This is a genomic window from Serinicoccus sp. CUA-874, assembly GCF_001942225.1.
GTDB classification, from domain to species: domain Bacteria; phylum Actinomycetota; class Actinomycetes; order Actinomycetales; family Dermatophilaceae; genus Ornithinicoccus; species Ornithinicoccus marinus.
Map to the genome: position 1 here is coordinate 16,784 of NZ_MKJZ01000002.1, position 15,134 is coordinate 31,917.

Consider the following 15,134-nt stretch of genomic DNA (forward strand, 5'->3'; position numbering starts at 1 on the left):
GGACCGCCCCATCGCGCTCCACCCAGGCGTAGCAGCCCACTCGCGTGTCCCAGTCCATCGCGTCAGCCTAAGCGCGCCGCCCCGCCCACCTCCCGCGACGGCTTGACCCATGCGTCAAGATGGACCCATGCGTGCCCTGATCAAGCCCAGCACCGGGCCGGGACTCGAGCTCACCGACGTGCCCGAGCCGCGCCCGGACCGGGCGAGGTCAAGATCCGGGTGCTGCGCGCCGGGCTGTGTGGCACCGACCTGCACCTCGAGGCGTGGGACGACTGGGCCGCCTCGATGCTTGAGCCGCCGCTCGTCGTGGGCCACGAGTTCTACGGCGAGATCGTCGAGCTCGGCAACGGGGTGCCGACCGACGAGCGCTACGGCCTGCAGGTCGGGCAGCGCTGCTCGGTCGAGGGCCACGTCGTCTGCGGCGTCTGCCGCAACTGCCGCGCCGGCCGGCGTCACATGTGCGTGCGCACCTCCAACCTCGGGGTCAACCGGGACGGCTGCTTCGCCGACTTCGTCGTCGTGCCGCACACCAACGTCTGGGTGCAGCCGGAGCTGATCGACCCCGACCTCGGGTCGGTCTTCGACCCGCTCGGCAACGCCGTGCATACCGCGCTGTCGTTCCCGCTGGAGGGCGAGGACGTGCTCATCACCGGCGCCGGACCGATCGGCGTCATGGCCGCGGCGATCGCCCGGCACGCCGGCGCGAGGTATGTCGTGGTCACCGATGTCTCCGAGGCGCGGCTCGAGCTGGCCCGCCGCGTCGGCGCCGACCTCGGCGTCGACGTCTCCGGCGACCGCATCGCCACGGCGCAGGAGCGGCTCGGGATGGACGAGGGCTTCGACGTGGTGATGGAGATGTCGGGCAACCCGCGCGCCATGGCCGAGCTCATCGACAACTGCACCCACGGCGCCAGGGTGGCGATGCTGGGCATACCCGCCGAGCCGTTCGCGATCGACTGGGGCAAGGTGATCTCGCACATGATCACCCTCAAGGGGATCTACGGCCGCGAGATGTACGAGACGTGGTACAAGATGACCGCCATGCTGCAGAGCTCGGAGCTGCTGCGCGATCGCGTGCGTTCGGTCATCACCGACCGCTTTTCCGCCGAGCGGTGGCAGGACGCCTTCGCCGCCGCCCGCGCGGGGCAGGGCGGCAAGATCATCATGGACTGGAGCTAGGAGCGATCAGATGTATGCCGATGTCAAGGACCAGCTGAGCGAGGAGCTCGCGCAGATCGAGGCCGACGGGCTCACCAAGGCCGAGCGGCAGATCACCACGCCGCAGTCGGCGCACATCGCGACGACGGCCGGCGAGGCGCTGAACTTCTGCGCCAACAACTACCTCGGGCTCGCCGACCACCCGGACGTCGTGGGCGCCGCGCGGCAGGCGCTGGACGACTGGGGCTTCGGGATGGCCTCGGTCCGCTTCATCTGCGGCACCCAGACCCAGCACCGCGACCTGGAGCGGGCGATCGCCGACTTCGTGGGCGCGCAGGACTCGATCCTCTTCCCGTCCTGCTTCGATGCCAACGGCGGCATCTTCGAGGTGATCTGCGGCAAGGACGACGCGATCATCTCCGACCAGCTCAACCACGCCTCGATCATCGACGGGGTGCGGCTGTCCAAGGCGCAGCGCTTCCGCTACGCCAACCGCGACACGGACGACCTGCGCACCCAGCTGCAGGCCGCGCGGGACGGCGGGGCGCGGCGGGTGCTCGTCGTCACCGACGGCGCCTTCTCGATGGACGGCTACCTCGCGCCGCTGGAGCAGATCTGCGACCTGGCCGAGGAGTTCGGCGCGATGGTCATGGTCGACGACAGCCACGCCACCGGCTTCGTCGGCGAAGGGGGCCGCGGGTCGCACGAGGCGTGCGGCGTCATGGACCGGGTCGACATCGTCACCGGCACCCTGGGCAAGGCCCTCGGTGGCGGCAGCGGCGGCTTCGTCGCGGCGCACCAGGAGATCGTCGACCTGCTCAAGCAGCGGGCCCGGCCCTACCTCTTCTCCAACGCGGTCGCCCCCTCGGTCGTCGCCGGCTCGCTCAAGGCCCTGGAGATCGCCCGCGACAGCGACGAGCCGCGCGCGCAGCTGCGGCGCAACGCCGAGCTCTTCCGGTCGCTCATGGGCGAGGCCGGCTTCGAGCTGCTGCCTGGCGAGCACGCGATCGTGCCGGTGATGTTCCCCGGCGAGGACGGGGCCCGCACGGCCAGCGAGGTCGCCGACGCCATGCTCGAGCGCGGTGTCTACGTCATCGCCTTCTCCTACCCCGTCGTCCCCAAGGGGCAGGCCCGGATCCGGGTGCAGCTGTCGGCCTCGCACTCCGAGGAGGACGTGCGCGCCTGCGTCGACGCCTTCGTCGACGCGCGCGACGCCGTGGGTTGACGTGGCCCCGCAGCGCGACGAACGAGAGGCCCTTCGCACGCTGGCGCGAGGCGTGTCGCACCGGGCGTCCCGCGGCGAGCTGGCGTTCATGTTCGTCGTGCTCGGCGGCCTGATGTTCGTCTTCCGTGCCGTGTGGGCCGACGATCCCGTGGCCGAGGCGGCGATCTTCTCGACGATCTACGCGACCGTCTTCGTGGTGATGTGGGCCTGGGCCGAGCGCCGCCGACGGGCCACCCGCTCCTCGGCGCTCGACGCCACCGAGGTGGAGCCGGGTGTCGTCACGGCCACGGAGCGCGGCACGGTGACGGTGCGGGGCGAGCGGCACGAGGTGACGTGGCGGCCCGACTCGACCTTGGGCCTCCGGGCCGGTCAGCAGGTCTGGGCCGCGCCGCGGATCGCGCCGGGCGAGTGGATCGTCCTGGTCCGGGCCGCCCGGTCCTTCGGTCTGACGCAGGACGTCGTCGGCAGCCGGTCTGACGCGGTCGAGGCCGCGGCGCGACCGGACGGTCATGCCGGCGCGCCAGGACGACGCAGGAGGTGAGTGTGAGCAGGCGAGACAGCGCGGACCCCATGTCAGAGGCGCAGGCCAGGCGGATCCTGCGGGCCGAGGCGCGACGCACGCGGCTTCTCCTCGCCCTCTCGGTCCTGTTCGTCCTCGGCCTCTATCTCGGCTTCGAGGTCTGGCTGCTCGGCCGGCCCCTGGGTGAGTCCCTCAGGTTCGGCATCGTGCTCCTCGCCGGGATCGGGTTGGTGCAGTACCTCTTCCTCGGGCCGGTCTGGGTCCGGCGGCCGGGAGGTCCGCTGGTGGAGGCTCGGGTCGAGCGGGTCGGGACTGCGGAGTCTCGTGGCGAGGTCGTCGTGCTGGCGCGGGGCGACGTCAGCGTGCGTGTGGTGATGCCACGCGGCACCTCCGGGTTCCGCCGCGGCGACACGGTGCTGGTCTGCCCCCGCCTGGACTACGGCAACTCCATGGGTCTGGTCGTCCCGGAGCACGTCAGCAGCACGCGTCCCGTCCTGACGGTGCGGGGCAGCGCCGCCTGAGCAGGCACGCCGGCATACCCCGCCAGCGCACGACCTGGCGGCCGCCGCACACCCCGGTATGCCCTGTCCGGGCGTCAGCGACGGGACCTGGGCAACGTTCTGCACCACAAGCACCCTTCTCGACGCTGCCTACGGTGCAGAGCCTTGCCCAGGTCCGTGAGCTGGTTGACATATACCCCCTAGGGGTATATGTTCGGGCCATGGAGCACGCCCGGCACACGCAACAGCAGCACGACAGCGGCGGCCACGGCGGCCACGACGGCCACGACGGCCACGACGGCCACGAGCAGCATGCGGGCCAGGGCCAGGGCCACGACAGGCACGAGCACCCTGCGAGCGAGGGTCACGGCGACCACGCGGGCCACGGGGGGCACGGCGATCACGTGGCGCAGTTCCGCCGCCTCTTCTGGATCATGCTCGTCCTGGCCGTCCCCACGGTGCTCGCGAGCGGGGCCTTCGCGCACCTGCTCGGCTACCACCTGCCCGACGCCGCTTGGGTGAGCTGGGTCTCGCCGCTGCTCGGCACGGTGATGTATGCCTGGGGCGGGCGGCCCTTCCTCACCGGGGGGATCGCGGAGCTCCGCTCGCGGCAGCCGGGGATGATGCTGCTCATCGGCATGGCGATCACCGTCGCCTTCCTCGCGTCGTGGGGGGCCACGCTCGGCCTGCTCGACGGCAGCCTCGACTTCTGGTGGGAGCTGGCGCTCCTCGTCGTCATCATGCTGCTCGGCCACTGGATCGAGATGCGCTCGCTGGCCGCCACGAGCTCGGCCCTGGACAGCCTCGCCGCCCTGCTGCCGGACGAGGCGGAGAAGGTCGAGGGCGACACCACCGTCACCGTCTCCCCCGCCGACCTCGAGGTCGGCGATGTCGTCGTCGTGCGCCCCGGAGCCGCCGTGCCCGTGGACGGTCGCGTCGTCGACGGCTCGGCCAGCATGGATGAGTCGATGGTCACGGGTGAGTCCACCCCGGTGCGCCGCGAGCAGGGCGACGACGTGGTCGCCGGGACGGTCGCGACCGACTCCGGCCTCCGCGTCGAGGTCACCGCGACCGGTGACGAGACGACCCTCGCCGGCATCCAGCGCCTGGTGAGCGATGCGCAGTCCTCCTCGACCCGCACCCAGCGGCTCGCCGACCGCGCCGCGGGCTGGTTGTTCTGGTTCGCCCTGGTCGCCGCGGTCGTCACGGCGATCGTGTGGTCGACGCTCGGTATGCCCGACTCCGCCGTCGTGCGGGCGGTCACCGTCCTGGTCATCGCCTGCCCGCACGCGCTGGGTCTGGCCATCCCGCTGGTGGTCTCGATCGCGACCGAGCGGGCGGCGCGCGGAGGGGTGCTCGTCACCGACCGGCTGGCGCTGGAGGCGATGCGCGGGGTCGACACAGTGCTCTTCGACAAGACCGGCACACTCACCGAGGGCGAGCCCCGGGTCACCGCCGTGGAGCCCGCAGGCGAGGCCGGCGAGGACGACCTGCTCCGGCTCGCCGCCGCGGCGGAGGCCGACAGCGAGCACCCGCTCGCCCGCGCGATCGTCCGCGCCGCGCAGGACCGCGACCTCGACCTGCCGCGCGCGGCCGACTTCTCCTCCTCACCCGCGGTGGGGGTGCGCGCCACCGTGGACGGGACGACGGTGCAGGTCGGTGGCCCCTACCTCCTCGAGCAGGAGGGACTCGACGAGCTGCCGGTGGCCGACGCCTGGCGGGAGGAGGGCGCGATCATCCTGCACGTCGTCGTCGACGGCGAGGTCGCCGGCGCGCTCCGGCTCGCCGACGGCGTCCGCGAGGAGTCCCGCGAGGCGGTCGACGCGCTGCACGCGCAGGGCGTCGAGGTCGTCATGATCACCGGTGACGCCCGAGCGGTGGCCGAGTCGGTCGCCGGCGAGCTGGGCATCGACCGGGTCTTCGCCGGGGTCCGCCCCGAGGACAAGTCGGACAAGGTCGCCGAGCTGCAGGCCGAGGGCCGCACGGTGGCCATGGTCGGCGACGGCGTCAACGACGCCCCGGCCCTGGCCCAGGCCGACGTCGGTCTCGCGATCGGCGCCGGCACGGACGTGGCCATCGGCAGTGCCGGGGTCGTCCTCGCCGGCTCCGACCCGCGGTCGGTGCTGTCGGTGATGGAGCTCTCCCGCGCGAGCTACCGGAAGATGACGCAGAACCTCTGGTGGGCCGCCGGCTACAACCTGGTCTCGGTCCCGCTCGCGGCCGGGATCCTCGCCCCCGTGGGCTTCGTGCTCCCCATGAGCGTGGGCGCCATTCTCATGTCGGCCTCGACGGTCGTCGTGGCGCTCAACGCCCAGCTGCTGCGGGGGCTCGACCTCTCCCCCGAGGCGAGCGCCGGCCGGGTGCGCGAGCGGGCCTGATCACGCAGCCGCGGCGCGGCCCCGCATACCGCTCAGCTGCGGTTGAAGACCCGACGCAGGCTGCCGAGGGTGACCGCCAGGACGGCGACGCCCCCGAGCACGGTCGCGAGCCGGTCGAAGCGCGGGTTGCCCTCGGCGTCCATGGTCGCGTCGTTGACCTTGCCCTTGAGCGACGCGACCGCGTTGGCCTTGATGGTGTCCGGGCTCACCCGGTAGGTCAGCTCGTCGACGGTGCGCGCGAGCCGGCTGCGGGTCGCCGAGATGTCGGCCTCGATCTCCTTGACGGAGCGGGCAGGCTGCTTGTTGGCCATGTGGTGAAGTCCTCGGGTCGACGTGGTCGTGCTGTCTGCTGAGACGATAACTTAGGCCTGCCCCGTTGGTGACGTCGAAAGGACCCCCGTGCCCCGCCTCGAGCCTGGCCAGCCCGCCCCCGCCTGGACCCTGCCCACCGCCGACGGCGGCGAGCTGAGCCTCGCCGACCTCGCCGGCCGCAAGGTCGTCCTCTACGTCTACCCCGCCGCGATGACGCCGGGCTGCACGACGCAAGCCTGCGACTTCCGCGACAACGAGGCGGTCTTCACCCGCGAGGGGTATGCGGTCGTCGGCGTCTCCCCCGACCCGGTGGGCAAGCTCGCGACCTTCGCCGAGCAGGAGTCGCTCGGCTTCCCGCTCGTGTCCGACGAGAGCAAGGAGATGCTCACCGCCTACGGGGCCTACGGCGAGAAGCGGAACTACGGCAAGACCGTCGTCGGCGTCATCCGCTCGACCTTCGTCCTCGACGAGGAGGGTGTCGTCGAGGTCGCGAAATACAACGTGCGCGCCAAGGGCCACGTCGCCTCCCTGGCCAAGCAGCTCGGCGTCGAGCTGCCGGGAGCCGGCTGAGGGTATACCTGTGCGCCTGGTGGTGCGCTCGCTGGTGACGCAGGCGTCACCATGGCGACGCCCAGGTCACAGGGAGCCGCACCAGCGTGCGGTGCGCTCGGCGGGACTCGAACCCGCACACCCACAAGGCACAGGAACCTAAATCCTGCGTGTCTACCAGTTCCACCACGAGCGCGTGAGGGACCAGCCTAGCCAGCCGCGTCGGTCACCACGTGCAGCCCGGTGCTCGGTATGCCCGGGGTCAGGACCCGCCAGCCGAGTCCCCACGAGCGGGCCTCGGCGAGCACGTGGTGAGGAGGTCGGCGGTCGTGAGGCAGAGGACCGTCGGGCCGGCCCCCGAGACGACGGCTGCGTGCCCGAGGGCCCGCAGGGTGTCGACCGCCCCCATCGTGACGGGGTATGCCTGGCGCCGCTGCTCCTGGTGCAGCCAGTCGCTCGTGGCGTCGAGCAGCAGGGTGGGGTCGCTGGTCAGCGCGTGCACGAGCAGCGCGGCCCGGCCCGCCTGCCGCACCGCGTCGGTCCGGGGCACCGTGGGCGTCAGCACCGCGCGGGCGGTGGCCGTGTCGAGGCGCTGCCCCTCCGGCAGCAGCACGACCGGCACGACGTCGCGGTGCAGCGGGGGCCGCGCGGTGCGCACCACCTGCGCGCTGGGCATCCACGACACGGTGAGCCCGCCGTGGACGGAGGCGGAGGAGTTGTCGGGGTGCCCCTCGGCGACTCCGGCGTGCGTGTTGACGAGGCCCAGGTCGGCCTCGGTCAGGTCGCCGCCGCGCACCAGCGCGAAGCCGAGCCCCAAGCCGCCCACGATCGCCGTCGCCGAGCTGCCCATGCCGGCGGCCATCGGGATGGTGTTGGCGCAGGTCAGCCGCAGCCCAAAGCCGTCGAGCCAGCCGACCCCGCACGCCTGCAGCGCCTCCCGCAGCCGGGTCGCGACGAGGTGCCGCTCGTCCGCGGGCAGGTCGCCCGCCCCCTCGCCCGCGAGCACGAGCTCCAGGGCGCCGGGCTCGGGGAGGACCTCGACGGCATACTCGTCCCAGATCCCGAGGGCCAGCCCGACGCTGTCGAAGCCCGGGCCGAGGTTGGCGCTGCTGGCAGGCACCCGCACCCGGGCGGTCGCGCCGGGGGTGAGCGGCGCCATCACTCCAGCCCGAGGCGTCGGCGACGCTGACGACGTCGACCGAGACCCGCACCGGGTCGACGTCGCTGCCGTCGGCTCCCTTGAGCGCCCACTGCGGGTCCTTGAGCCCGTGCCCGGTGACCGTGCACACGATCGTGGCGCCGGCCGGGACCTGCCCCGCGGCGTGCCGCTTCAGCAGCCCGGCGACCGAGGCTGCCGACGCGGGCTCGACGAAGATCCCTTCGCGCGAGGACAGCAGCCGGTGCGCGGCGAGGATCTCCTCGTCGGTGACGGCGTCGACGAGCCCTCCCGACTCGTCGCGGGCCGCCTCGGCCTGCTCCCAGGAGGCCGGGTTGCCGATGCGGATGGCGGTGGCGATGGTCTCCGGGTCGTCGACCGGGTGACCCATGACGATCGGTGCGGCCCCGGCGGCCTGGAATCCCCACATGCGCGGTCGGCGCGAGGCGGGAGCGGTGCCGCCGGCGCCGGGAGCCTGCGGGTCGGCATACTCGCCGTAGCCCTTCCAGTAGGCCGTGATGTTGCCGGCGTTGCCCACCGGGAGGCAGTGGATGTCCGGGGCGTCGCCGAGGGCGTCGACGACCTCGAAGGCGGCGGTCTTCTGCCCCTCGATGCGGGCCGGGTTGACCGAGTTGACCAGCTCGACCGGGTAGGCCTCGGCCAGCTTGCGCGCGAGCGTGAGGCAGTCGTCGAAGTTGCCCTGCACCTGGATGAGCGTCGCGCCCCCGGCGATGGCCTGGCTCAGCTTGCCCATCGCGATCTTGCCGTCGGGCACGAGCACGCCGCACTCCATCCCGGCCTTCGTGGCGTAGGCCGCGGCGCTCGCGCTGGTGTTGCCGGTCGAGGCGCAGATGACGGCCTTGGCGCCCTGCCGCGCGGCGTCGCTGATGGCCGCGGTCATGCCCCGGTCCTTGAACGAGCCGGTGGGGTTGAGGCCCTCGTACTTCACGTGCACGTGCGCCCCGACGAGCTCACTGAGGTGCTCGGCCGGGATGAGCGGCGTCCCGCCCTCGCGCAGGGTCACGACCTGCTCGGTGATCGAGGCGGGCAGGCGGTCGGCATACTCGGCGATCACGCCGCGCCACTGGTGGGCCATCGTGGGGTGTCTTTCGTCGCAGGTGACCACGGGTCAAGGGACAAGGGTATGGGGTCGCGCGCCCCGTCCTGCACCTCACCCGGGAAGCGACCACGCCCCACTGCGGGAGTGACCACGGCCTGGCACGACCGTCATCGCCGACGTTGCTGATGACGGTCGTGCTATCCCGACCACGGTCCGGAGTCGGGGCCGAGCAGGGCCTCCAGGTCTCGGGCCAGCGTCCGGAAGGCCTCGCCGCGGTGGGAGATCGCGTGCTTCTCCGCAGCCGTGTGCTCGGCGAGGGTGCGGCCGTCCGGGCGGACGAGCAGCGGGTCGTAGCCGAAGCCGTTGCTCCCGCGCGGCTCCCGGCCGAGCACGCCGCGGCACCGGCCCTCACGGACCCACTCGGTCCCCGGCACCTGAGGGCTGACGCCCCCGGCGGCGACGACCGCCTCGGGGGTGCGGCGATCGGGCAGCACGAGCGCCGCCGCACAGACGAACTCCGCCCCGCGGTGCTCGTCGGGCACGTCGGCGAGCTGGGCCAGGAGCAGATCGTTGTTGGCCTCGTCCTTGCTGCGGCCGGTGGCCTCGCCGAGCGGGCCGGACCAGCGGGCGGAGAAGATCCCCGGCGCACCGTGCAGCACGTCGACGGCCAGCCCGGAGTCGTCGGCGAGCGCGGGAACGCGCGTGGCGGCTGCGGCATACCGGGCCTTGAGCAGGGCGTTCTGCGCGAACGTGACGCCGGACTCGACGACGTCCTCGAGCCCGGGGAAGGCGTCCAGCCCGACGAGCTCGAGCCCGGCCCGGTCGAGCACGCCCGCGAGGATGTCGCGCAGCTCGCCCACCTTGCCCGGGTTGCGGGTGGCGAGGACGACCTGGCCAGGACGGTCCGCGCCCGAGGTGGGGTCGCTCACCACGTGGGCGGGCCCTGGTCCACGTCGGCGCCGGCCTCGTGGCTGTCCGACCCGGCCATGTCGTCGGCCCCGAAGGCGGCGGCCTGGCGGGCGGTCAGCTCGGCGCAGCCTCGGCGGCCAGGTCCAGCAGCGCGTCGAGCAGCTCGCGGTCGAAGGGCGTGCCCTCGGCGGTGCCCTGCACCTCGATGAAGCGACCGTCGCCGGTCATGACGACGTTCATGTCGGTCTCGGCGGTCGAGTCCTCCGGGTAGTCCAGGTCGAGCACCGGCTCACCCTCGACGACGCCGACGCTCACGGCCGCGACCGAGCCGGTGATGGGCTCGGCCTTCTTGGCGATGAGCCCCTTGGCGCGGGCCGTCTCGACGGCGTCGACCAGCGCGACGTAGGCGCCGGTGATCGCCGCCGTACGGGTGCCGCCGTCGGCCTGCAGCACGTCGCAGTCGAGCTGGATCGTGTTCTCCCCCAGGCGTCCAGGTCGACGACAGCGCGCAGCGAGCGGCCGATGAGCCGGCTGATCTCGTGCGTCCGGCCCCCGAGCCGACCCTTGACCGACTCACGGTCCGACCGGGTGTGCGTGGAGCGCGGGAGCATGGCGTACTCCGCCGTCGTCCAGCCCTTGCCGCTGCCCTTGCGCCAGCGCGGGACGCCCCCGGTGAACGACGCGGCGCACAGCACCCGGGTCTTGCCGAACTCCACGAGGACGCTGCCCTCGGCGTGGTCGAGCCAGTTGCGGGTGATCCGGATCTCGCGGAGCTGGTCGGCGCTACGGCCGTCGTGGCGTGAGGTCATGGCAGCCAGGGTAGGCGCTCGACCCCGTTCCCCCCGAGCGAGCGCCGCCAACGGTTGCCCTCAACCTCACCGAGCGCCGCGAATGGTTGCGTCAGCCGTTCCGCTCGTCCCGCCACGCGAGCCAGGCGTCGAGCTGGTCGAGCGGGTGGTCCGGGCCGCCCGTGGTGACCGTGACGAGCCGTGCGCCCTCGGCATACAGGTCCTGCGCCGCCTGCCCCGGCCCGGGACCGTCGAGCGCGCCGCCGGCGACCGACACCTCGATCGCGCCGATGTCGTAGCCGTACTCCGCGTAGTCCCGTTCGAACCACCCCGACCCGATCCCGAGGATCAGCCGCCCTCCGCTGACGTGGTCGACGGTCCGCGCCATGTCGCCATGCGGCCCAGCGTGGCACGGCATACCGTCGGGAGCATGGCAGGCGAGAAGAAGACGCAGGACGACCCAGGCCCGAGCGTCAAGGACCCCGAGGTCTACGAGGCGGTGCGCGAGGACGGCGCGAGCAAGGAGAAGGCGGCGCGGATCGCCAACGCCGCGGCGAACTCCTCCCGCTCCGAGGTCGGCGAGCGCGGCGGTGAGGCCTCCGACTACGAGGACCGCACCGTCGAGGAGCTGCGCGAGCGGGCCGCCGAGCTCGACATCGAGGGCCGCTCCTCCATGACCAAGGACGAGCTCATCGAGGCCCTGCGCGAGCACTGAGCCGACGCGCACAAGAGCAGGCCGGCCGACCGGCGGGCACCGTCACCGCCGGGCGCGGTCCCCGAGGTCGACGGTGAACCACGGCAGCAGCGCCTGGGTCAGCGGGCCGATGGCCACGGCATACACCACCGTGCCGAGGCCGACCACGCCGCCGAGCAGCCAGCCGAGCGCGATGACCGTCACCTCGATGCCCGTGCGCACCAGCCGCAGCGACCACCCCGTGCGGCGCGCCAGCCCCGTCATCAGGCCGTCGCGCGGGCCCGGGCCGAGCTGGGCGCCGATGTACATCGCGCTGGCGACCCCGTTGAGCAGCACCCCCGCGGTCATGAGCGCGCTGCGCTCGACCCAGCCCTCGCCCGGCGCGACGAGCCACAGTGTCGCGTCCGCCGCGAGGCCCACGAGGAGGGCGTTGGCGATGGTGCCGAGCCCTGGCGACTGGCGCAGCGGCACCCACAGGAGCAGCACGAGCACCGACACCACGATGATGATGACGCCGAGGCTGAGCGGCACGTGCCGGGCGACGCCTGGTGCAGCACGTCCCACGGCATGTTGCCGAGCACGCCGTGCACCATGAGAGCGATCGAGGCGCCGTAGAGGGCGAGCCCGACGAGCAGCTGCGGGATGCGGCGACCGAGCCGCCCGGCGCGCAGCTGCTCGACCGGACCGAGCGCGGCGAGCTGGCGGCGCGGGTCGGCCGCGCGGCGCCGCGCGCTCGTGACGGCCCGGGAGTTCTCCACGTGGGTGAGGATGCTCATACCTCCAGGGTGGGCGCAACTGGCTATGCGATCCATAGCCACTTACGAGCCGGTGGACACGAAGTGGCTATGGACGAGAGGGCCACCTGTCGAACACAGTGGGGGTATGCCCCGCGTCCTCACCGCCCGCGCCGTCGCCGACCTCGTGGCGCCGGCGCTGGCCGCCGAGTCGTCCGGGCCGGCCTACGGCCGCCTCACCGAGGCGCTGCGGCACCTCATCGCCGACGGCCGGCTGCCCGAGGGCAGCCGGCTCCCCTCCGAGCGGGACCTGCCCGGTCCACTGGGCCTCAGCCGGACCACGGTCACCCGTGCCTACACCGAGCTGCGCGCCCAGGGCTACCTGCACACCCGCCGGGGATCGGGCAGCGTGGTCCAGGTGCCGGACGTGCCGGGCGGGCGCATCGACCACCTGCTGACGCCCTCGGCGCTCAGCGACGGCGCGATCGACCTGACCTGCACCGCGGCCGGTGCGCCGGGTGGCACCTCGGAGGCCTACGGGCAGGCGCTGGAGGAGCTCGGGGCCTACCTGCCCGGCACCGGCTACTACCCCGGCGGCCTCCCCGTCCTGCGCGAGGTCGTCGCGGAGCGGTTCACGGCACGTGGCCTGGCGACGACACCGGACCAGGTCATCGTCGCGCCGGGGGCCCTGGCCGGAGTGGCGATCGCGGCTCGGGCGCTGCTGGCGCCACGGGGCCGCGTGCTCGTCGAGACGCCTACCTACCCCAACGCCATCGCCACCCTGGAGGGCGCCGGTGCGCGCACCGTGGCGCACCCGATCGAGCACGCCCACGACGACTGGGACGTCGCAGGGCTGGGCCGGACGCTGCGTCAGAGCGGGGCGCGCGTCGCCTACCTCATCCCCGACTTCCACAACCCCACCGGCGCTCTCATGCCGGCTGGGCAGCGGGCCGAGATCGGCCGGATGCTGCGGGCCGCGGGCGTCGTGCCGATCATCGACGAGTCGATCGTCGACCTGCCGCTCGACGGGCAGGTCGTCCCTGAGCCGCTGGGCCGTCACGTCCCGGACGCGATCACCGTCGGCAGCGTGAGCAAGTCGCTGTGGGGCGGGCTACGGGTCGGCTGGCTGCGGGTGCCTCGGGGCCGCGCCGCAGACATGGCGGCGAGCCGGCTCAAGCTGGACCTGGGGGTGCCGGTTCTGGAACAGCTCGTCGCCGCACGGATGCTGCAGGCGGCGCCCGAGATCCTTCCGCAGCAGCAGGCCCGGCTCCGGGCGGGCCGCGACGTCCTGCTGGCCGGGCTGCGCGAGCACCTGCCCGACTGGCGGGTGCGGGTGCGAGCGGCGGCATGGCGCTGTGGTGCGCCCTGCCGCGCCCGGGATCGACCGCGCTGGCGACCGCGGCGCGGGCCTATGATGTCGCGCTCGCCGCCGGCCCCAACTTCGCCGCGGGCGGCGGGCTCGACGGCTGGGTCCGACTGCCCTACGTGCTCGGCCACGACCAGCTCGAGCAGGTCGCACCGCGGCTCGCGCAAGCCTGGGCCGACGTGCTGGCAGGCCGGGTCAGCGCTGGCCGGGAAGACCGGCGCGGACTTCAGCCGGTCGAGCCCCGCATCATCGCCTGACCAGCCCCCCACCGAGCGCCACCAGTGGTTGCCCCAGCCCCCACCGAGCGCCGCCAGTGGTTGCCCCAGCCCCCACCGAGCGCCGCCAGTGGTCGTCTCGTGCCAGACCGGGCTCACGAGATAGACTGGTCGTGCTTGACAAGGGTTCTGCGCGCCGGGTGGCTGGGACGGCGCGTGCGTCCGTCCACGACGGACCGATGCGAGAGGCATACCCGTGTCACCCGTCCAGTCCTACCGTCAGCTCTTCGCGCTCACCGGCCCGATGTATGTCGTGATCGCCTTCCTCGGCCGGCTCCCCCTGGCCATGTCGCAGATCGCCGCCCTGCTCGCCGTATCCGGCGCGACCGGATCGTATGCCGCGGGCGGCGCGACCGCGGGCGCCCTCGCGGTCGCGAACGCCCTCGGCTCCCCGGTCGCCGGGGCCCTCACCGACCGGGTGGGTCAACGCCCGGTCCTGCTGGTGCAGAGCGTGCTCGGGGCCGTCGGCCTCCTGGCTCTCGCCGTCCTCACCCTCCGGACCGAGGCCGGTGATCCCTGGTGGCCGCTGCCTCTCGCGGCCGCCCTCGGCGGAGCCTTCGTCCCGCAGGTCGGCACGATGGCCCGCGTGCGCTGGCGGCCGATCAGTGCGGCCGGCCTGCGAATCGGCCCGACCAGCGCGGCGGCAGCAGACCATGCACCTCCCCGGACCGCCGCCGACGCCCGTGTCATGGACGCCGCCTTCTCCTACGAGGGAGCAGCCGACGAGGCGTCCTTCGTGCTCGGCCCCGCGCTCGTCGGCCTCATCGTCGCGGCCGCCGCCCCGGTGACCTCGCTCGTCGTGGCGGCGGCTCTGCTCGGTGTCTTCGGCACGTGGTTCGCGCTGCACCCGACGGTCGCCCTCGTCGGTCGCGACACCAGCGGCGGTGCGGGCCGAGGCCGCCTGGTCACCCCCGCCCTCCTCGTGCTGGCCGGCATCCAGCTCAGCATCGGCATGGTCTTCGGCTCGATCCAGACGGGGACCTCGGTGCTCGCCACCCAGGCCGGCGCCCCCGGGCTCACCGGTCTGCTGCACGCGCTGCTCGGCGTCGGCAGCGTCCTGGCTGGGCTGGCGGTCGTCGCGCTCCCCGAGCGCGTCGGGCACCTGACCCGGCTGCGCGTCTTCAGCCTCGCGCTGGTGGTCCTGGCCCTGCCGCTGCTGCTGGTCGACTCCGTGGGGTCGCTGTCGCTGGCACTCCTGGGTCTCGGCATCGCGATCGCGCCCTCCATGATCACGACGTTCACGCTGGCCGAGCGGACCACGCCGGTCCGGCGGCTCGGCGCGGCCATGACCGCCCTCGCCGCGTCGACCGGCGCCGGGTATGCACTCGGCGCGGCTCTCGCCGGTCGCTTCGCGGACCTCGGCGGACATCTGCCCGCGTTCGCTGTCACCGTCGCGGCCACGGCGCTCGCGGCAGGGCTGGCCTGGGCGGGTGCAGGTGTCGTGCGCAGTCAGGCGCAGACTCCTGCGCCGGCACCCAGGACGGAACTGGCGCCCACGGCGCAGTAGGCA

13 protein-coding genes, 1 tRNA gene and 4 pseudogenes are annotated in these 15,134 nt (G+C 73.4%); 9 read left to right on the top strand and 9 right to left on the bottom strand.

Annotation, left to right across the window (positions count from 1 at the left end; all coding sequences use genetic code 11):
• Positions 1-127 precede the first annotated feature (127 nt).
• The 4 genes and pseudogenes from tdh (at position 128) to BJF80_RS00655 (ending at position 3,424) form a co-directional block, all read left to right on the top strand.
• A pseudogene (tdh, locus tag BJF80_RS00640) lies at positions 128-1,179 on the top strand (L-threonine 3-dehydrogenase, zinc-binding type).
• A 10-nt stretch (positions 1,180-1,189) separates the two neighbouring features.
• Entirely contained in the window at positions 1,190-2,383 is a 1,194-nt protein-coding gene (kbl, locus tag BJF80_RS00645; protein WP_075810827.1) for a glycine C-acetyltransferase, read from the top strand.
• A gap of 52 nt (positions 2,384-2,435) precedes the next feature.
• A complete protein-coding gene (locus BJF80_RS00650) occupies positions 2,436-2,924 on the top strand; it encodes a hypothetical protein (protein WP_075810828.1) in 489 nt (162 codons plus the stop codon).
• 29 nt (positions 2,925-2,953) lie between these two features.
• Positions 2,954-3,424 carry a hypothetical protein gene (locus tag BJF80_RS00655; RefSeq protein ID WP_075810829.1) on the top strand — a complete coding sequence of 157 codons (471 nt, stop codon included), beginning with the start codon at positions 2,954-2,956 and terminating at the stop codon, positions 3,422-3,424.
• 179 nt (positions 3,425-3,603) lie between these two features.
• Here the strand turns inward: BJF80_RS00655 and BJF80_RS20615 are convergent, their stop codons facing one another.
• Positions 3,604-3,807, bottom strand: a complete 204-nt coding sequence (locus tag BJF80_RS20615; protein WP_269087359.1) for a hypothetical protein — start codon at positions 3,805-3,807, stop codon at positions 3,604-3,606.
• Here BJF80_RS20615 and BJF80_RS00660 point away from each other — a divergent pair, their 5' ends adjacent.
• Positions 3,808-5,781, top strand: a complete 1,974-nt coding sequence (locus BJF80_RS00660; protein WP_414819932.1) for a heavy metal translocating P-type ATPase — start codon at positions 3,808-3,810, stop codon at positions 5,779-5,781. It abuts the gene before it with no gap.
• A 32-nt stretch (positions 5,782-5,813) separates the two neighbouring features.
• Here the strand turns inward: BJF80_RS00660 and BJF80_RS00665 are convergent, their stop codons facing one another.
• Positions 5,814-6,092 (bottom strand): DUF3618 domain-containing protein, encoded by a 279-nt coding sequence (locus BJF80_RS00665; RefSeq protein WP_022924315.1) that lies wholly within the window; start codon positions 6,090-6,092, stop codon positions 5,814-5,816.
• An 88-nt stretch (positions 6,093-6,180) separates the two neighbouring features.
• Between BJF80_RS00665 and BJF80_RS00670 the strand changes: the two genes are divergently transcribed.
• A complete protein-coding gene (locus BJF80_RS00670; RefSeq protein WP_075810831.1) occupies positions 6,181-6,663 on the top strand; it encodes a peroxiredoxin in 483 nt (160 codons plus the stop codon).
• Positions 6,664-6,755: 92 nt separating this feature from the next.
• On the opposite strand, the gene BJF80_RS00675 is transcribed toward BJF80_RS00670, so the two are convergent.
• The 6 genes and pseudogenes from BJF80_RS00675 to BJF80_RS19500 form a co-directional block, all read right to left on the bottom strand.
• Positions 6,756-6,838: transfer RNA gene (locus BJF80_RS00675), tRNA-Leu, on the bottom strand.
• Positions 6,839-6,904: 66 nt separating this feature from the next.
• The gene (locus BJF80_RS00680) at positions 6,905-7,801 is read right to left on the bottom strand and encodes a homoserine kinase (protein ID WP_237767360.1); all 897 of its coding nucleotides are present in this window, start codon (positions 7,799-7,801) and stop codon (positions 6,905-6,907) included.
• A 7-nt stretch (positions 7,802-7,808) separates the two neighbouring features.
• Positions 7,809-8,894, bottom strand: a pseudogene (gene thrC, locus BJF80_RS00685) (threonine synthase); the annotation flags it as partial.
• A gap of 161 nt (positions 8,895-9,055) precedes the next feature.
• On the bottom strand, positions 9,056-9,787 hold the full coding sequence (locus BJF80_RS00690; protein WP_075810881.1) for a non-canonical purine NTP pyrophosphatase: 732 nt from the start codon (positions 9,785-9,787) through the stop codon (positions 9,056-9,058).
• A pseudogene (gene rph, locus BJF80_RS00695) lies at positions 9,784-10,576 on the bottom strand (ribonuclease PH). The gene BJF80_RS00690 and the pseudogene rph overlap by 4 nt, the downstream one beginning before the upstream one ends.
• 91 nt (positions 10,577-10,667) lie before the next feature.
• Positions 10,668-10,943, bottom strand: coding sequence for a hypothetical protein (locus BJF80_RS19500; protein ID WP_237767361.1), 276 nt, complete (start codon positions 10,941-10,943; stop codon positions 10,668-10,670).
• A 42-nt stretch (positions 10,944-10,985) separates the two neighbouring features.
• Here BJF80_RS19500 and BJF80_RS00705 point away from each other — a divergent pair, with 42 nt between their 5' ends.
• The gene (locus BJF80_RS00705; RefSeq protein ID WP_075810832.1) at positions 10,986-11,270 is read left to right on the top strand and encodes a DUF7218 family protein; all 285 of its coding nucleotides are present in this window, start codon (positions 10,986-10,988) and stop codon (positions 11,268-11,270) included.
• Positions 11,271-11,312: 42 nt separating this feature from the next.
• On the opposite strand, the pseudogene yczE reads toward BJF80_RS00705, so the two are convergent.
• A pseudogene (gene yczE / locus BJF80_RS17410) lies at positions 11,313-12,025 on the bottom strand (membrane protein YczE).
• A 106-nt stretch (positions 12,026-12,131) separates the two neighbouring features.
• Between yczE and BJF80_RS00715 the strand changes: the two are divergent.
• Together BJF80_RS00715 and BJF80_RS00720 are read left to right on the top strand one after the other, a co-directional pair.
• A complete protein-coding gene (locus BJF80_RS00715) occupies positions 12,132-13,730 on the top strand; it encodes an aminotransferase-like domain-containing protein (RefSeq protein ID WP_237767362.1) in 1,599 nt (532 codons plus the stop codon).
• 90 nt (positions 13,731-13,820) lie between these two features.
• Entirely contained in the window at positions 13,821-15,131 is a 1,311-nt protein-coding gene (locus tag BJF80_RS00720) for an MFS transporter (RefSeq protein WP_075810833.1), read from the top strand.
• Positions 15,132-15,134: the final 3 nt, after the last annotated feature.

Coding starts and splice junctions, on each gene's coding strand:
- BJF80_RS00705 (WP_075810832.1), top strand. CDS start 10,986: ATGGCAGGCGAGAAGAAGACGCAGGACGACCCAGGCCCGAGCGTCAAG.
- BJF80_RS00655 (WP_075810829.1), top strand. CDS start 2,954: ATGTCAGAGGCGCAGGCCAGGCGGATCCTGCGGGCCGAGGCGCGACGC.
- BJF80_RS19500 (WP_237767361.1), bottom strand. CDS start 10,943: ATGGCGCGGACCGTCGACCACGTCAGCGGAGGGCGGCTGATCCTCGGG.
- BJF80_RS00680 (WP_237767360.1), bottom strand. CDS start 7,801: ATGGCGCCGCTCACCCCCGGCGCGACCGCCCGGGTGCGGGTGCCTGCC.
- kbl (WP_075810827.1), top strand. CDS start 1,190: ATGTATGCCGATGTCAAGGACCAGCTGAGCGAGGAGCTCGCGCAGATC.
- BJF80_RS00715 (WP_237767362.1), top strand. CDS start 12,132: ATGCCCCGCGTCCTCACCGCCCGCGCCGTCGCCGACCTCGTGGCGCCG.
- BJF80_RS00665 (WP_022924315.1), bottom strand. CDS start 6,092: ATGGCCAACAAGCAGCCTGCCCGCTCCGTCAAGGAGATCGAGGCCGAC.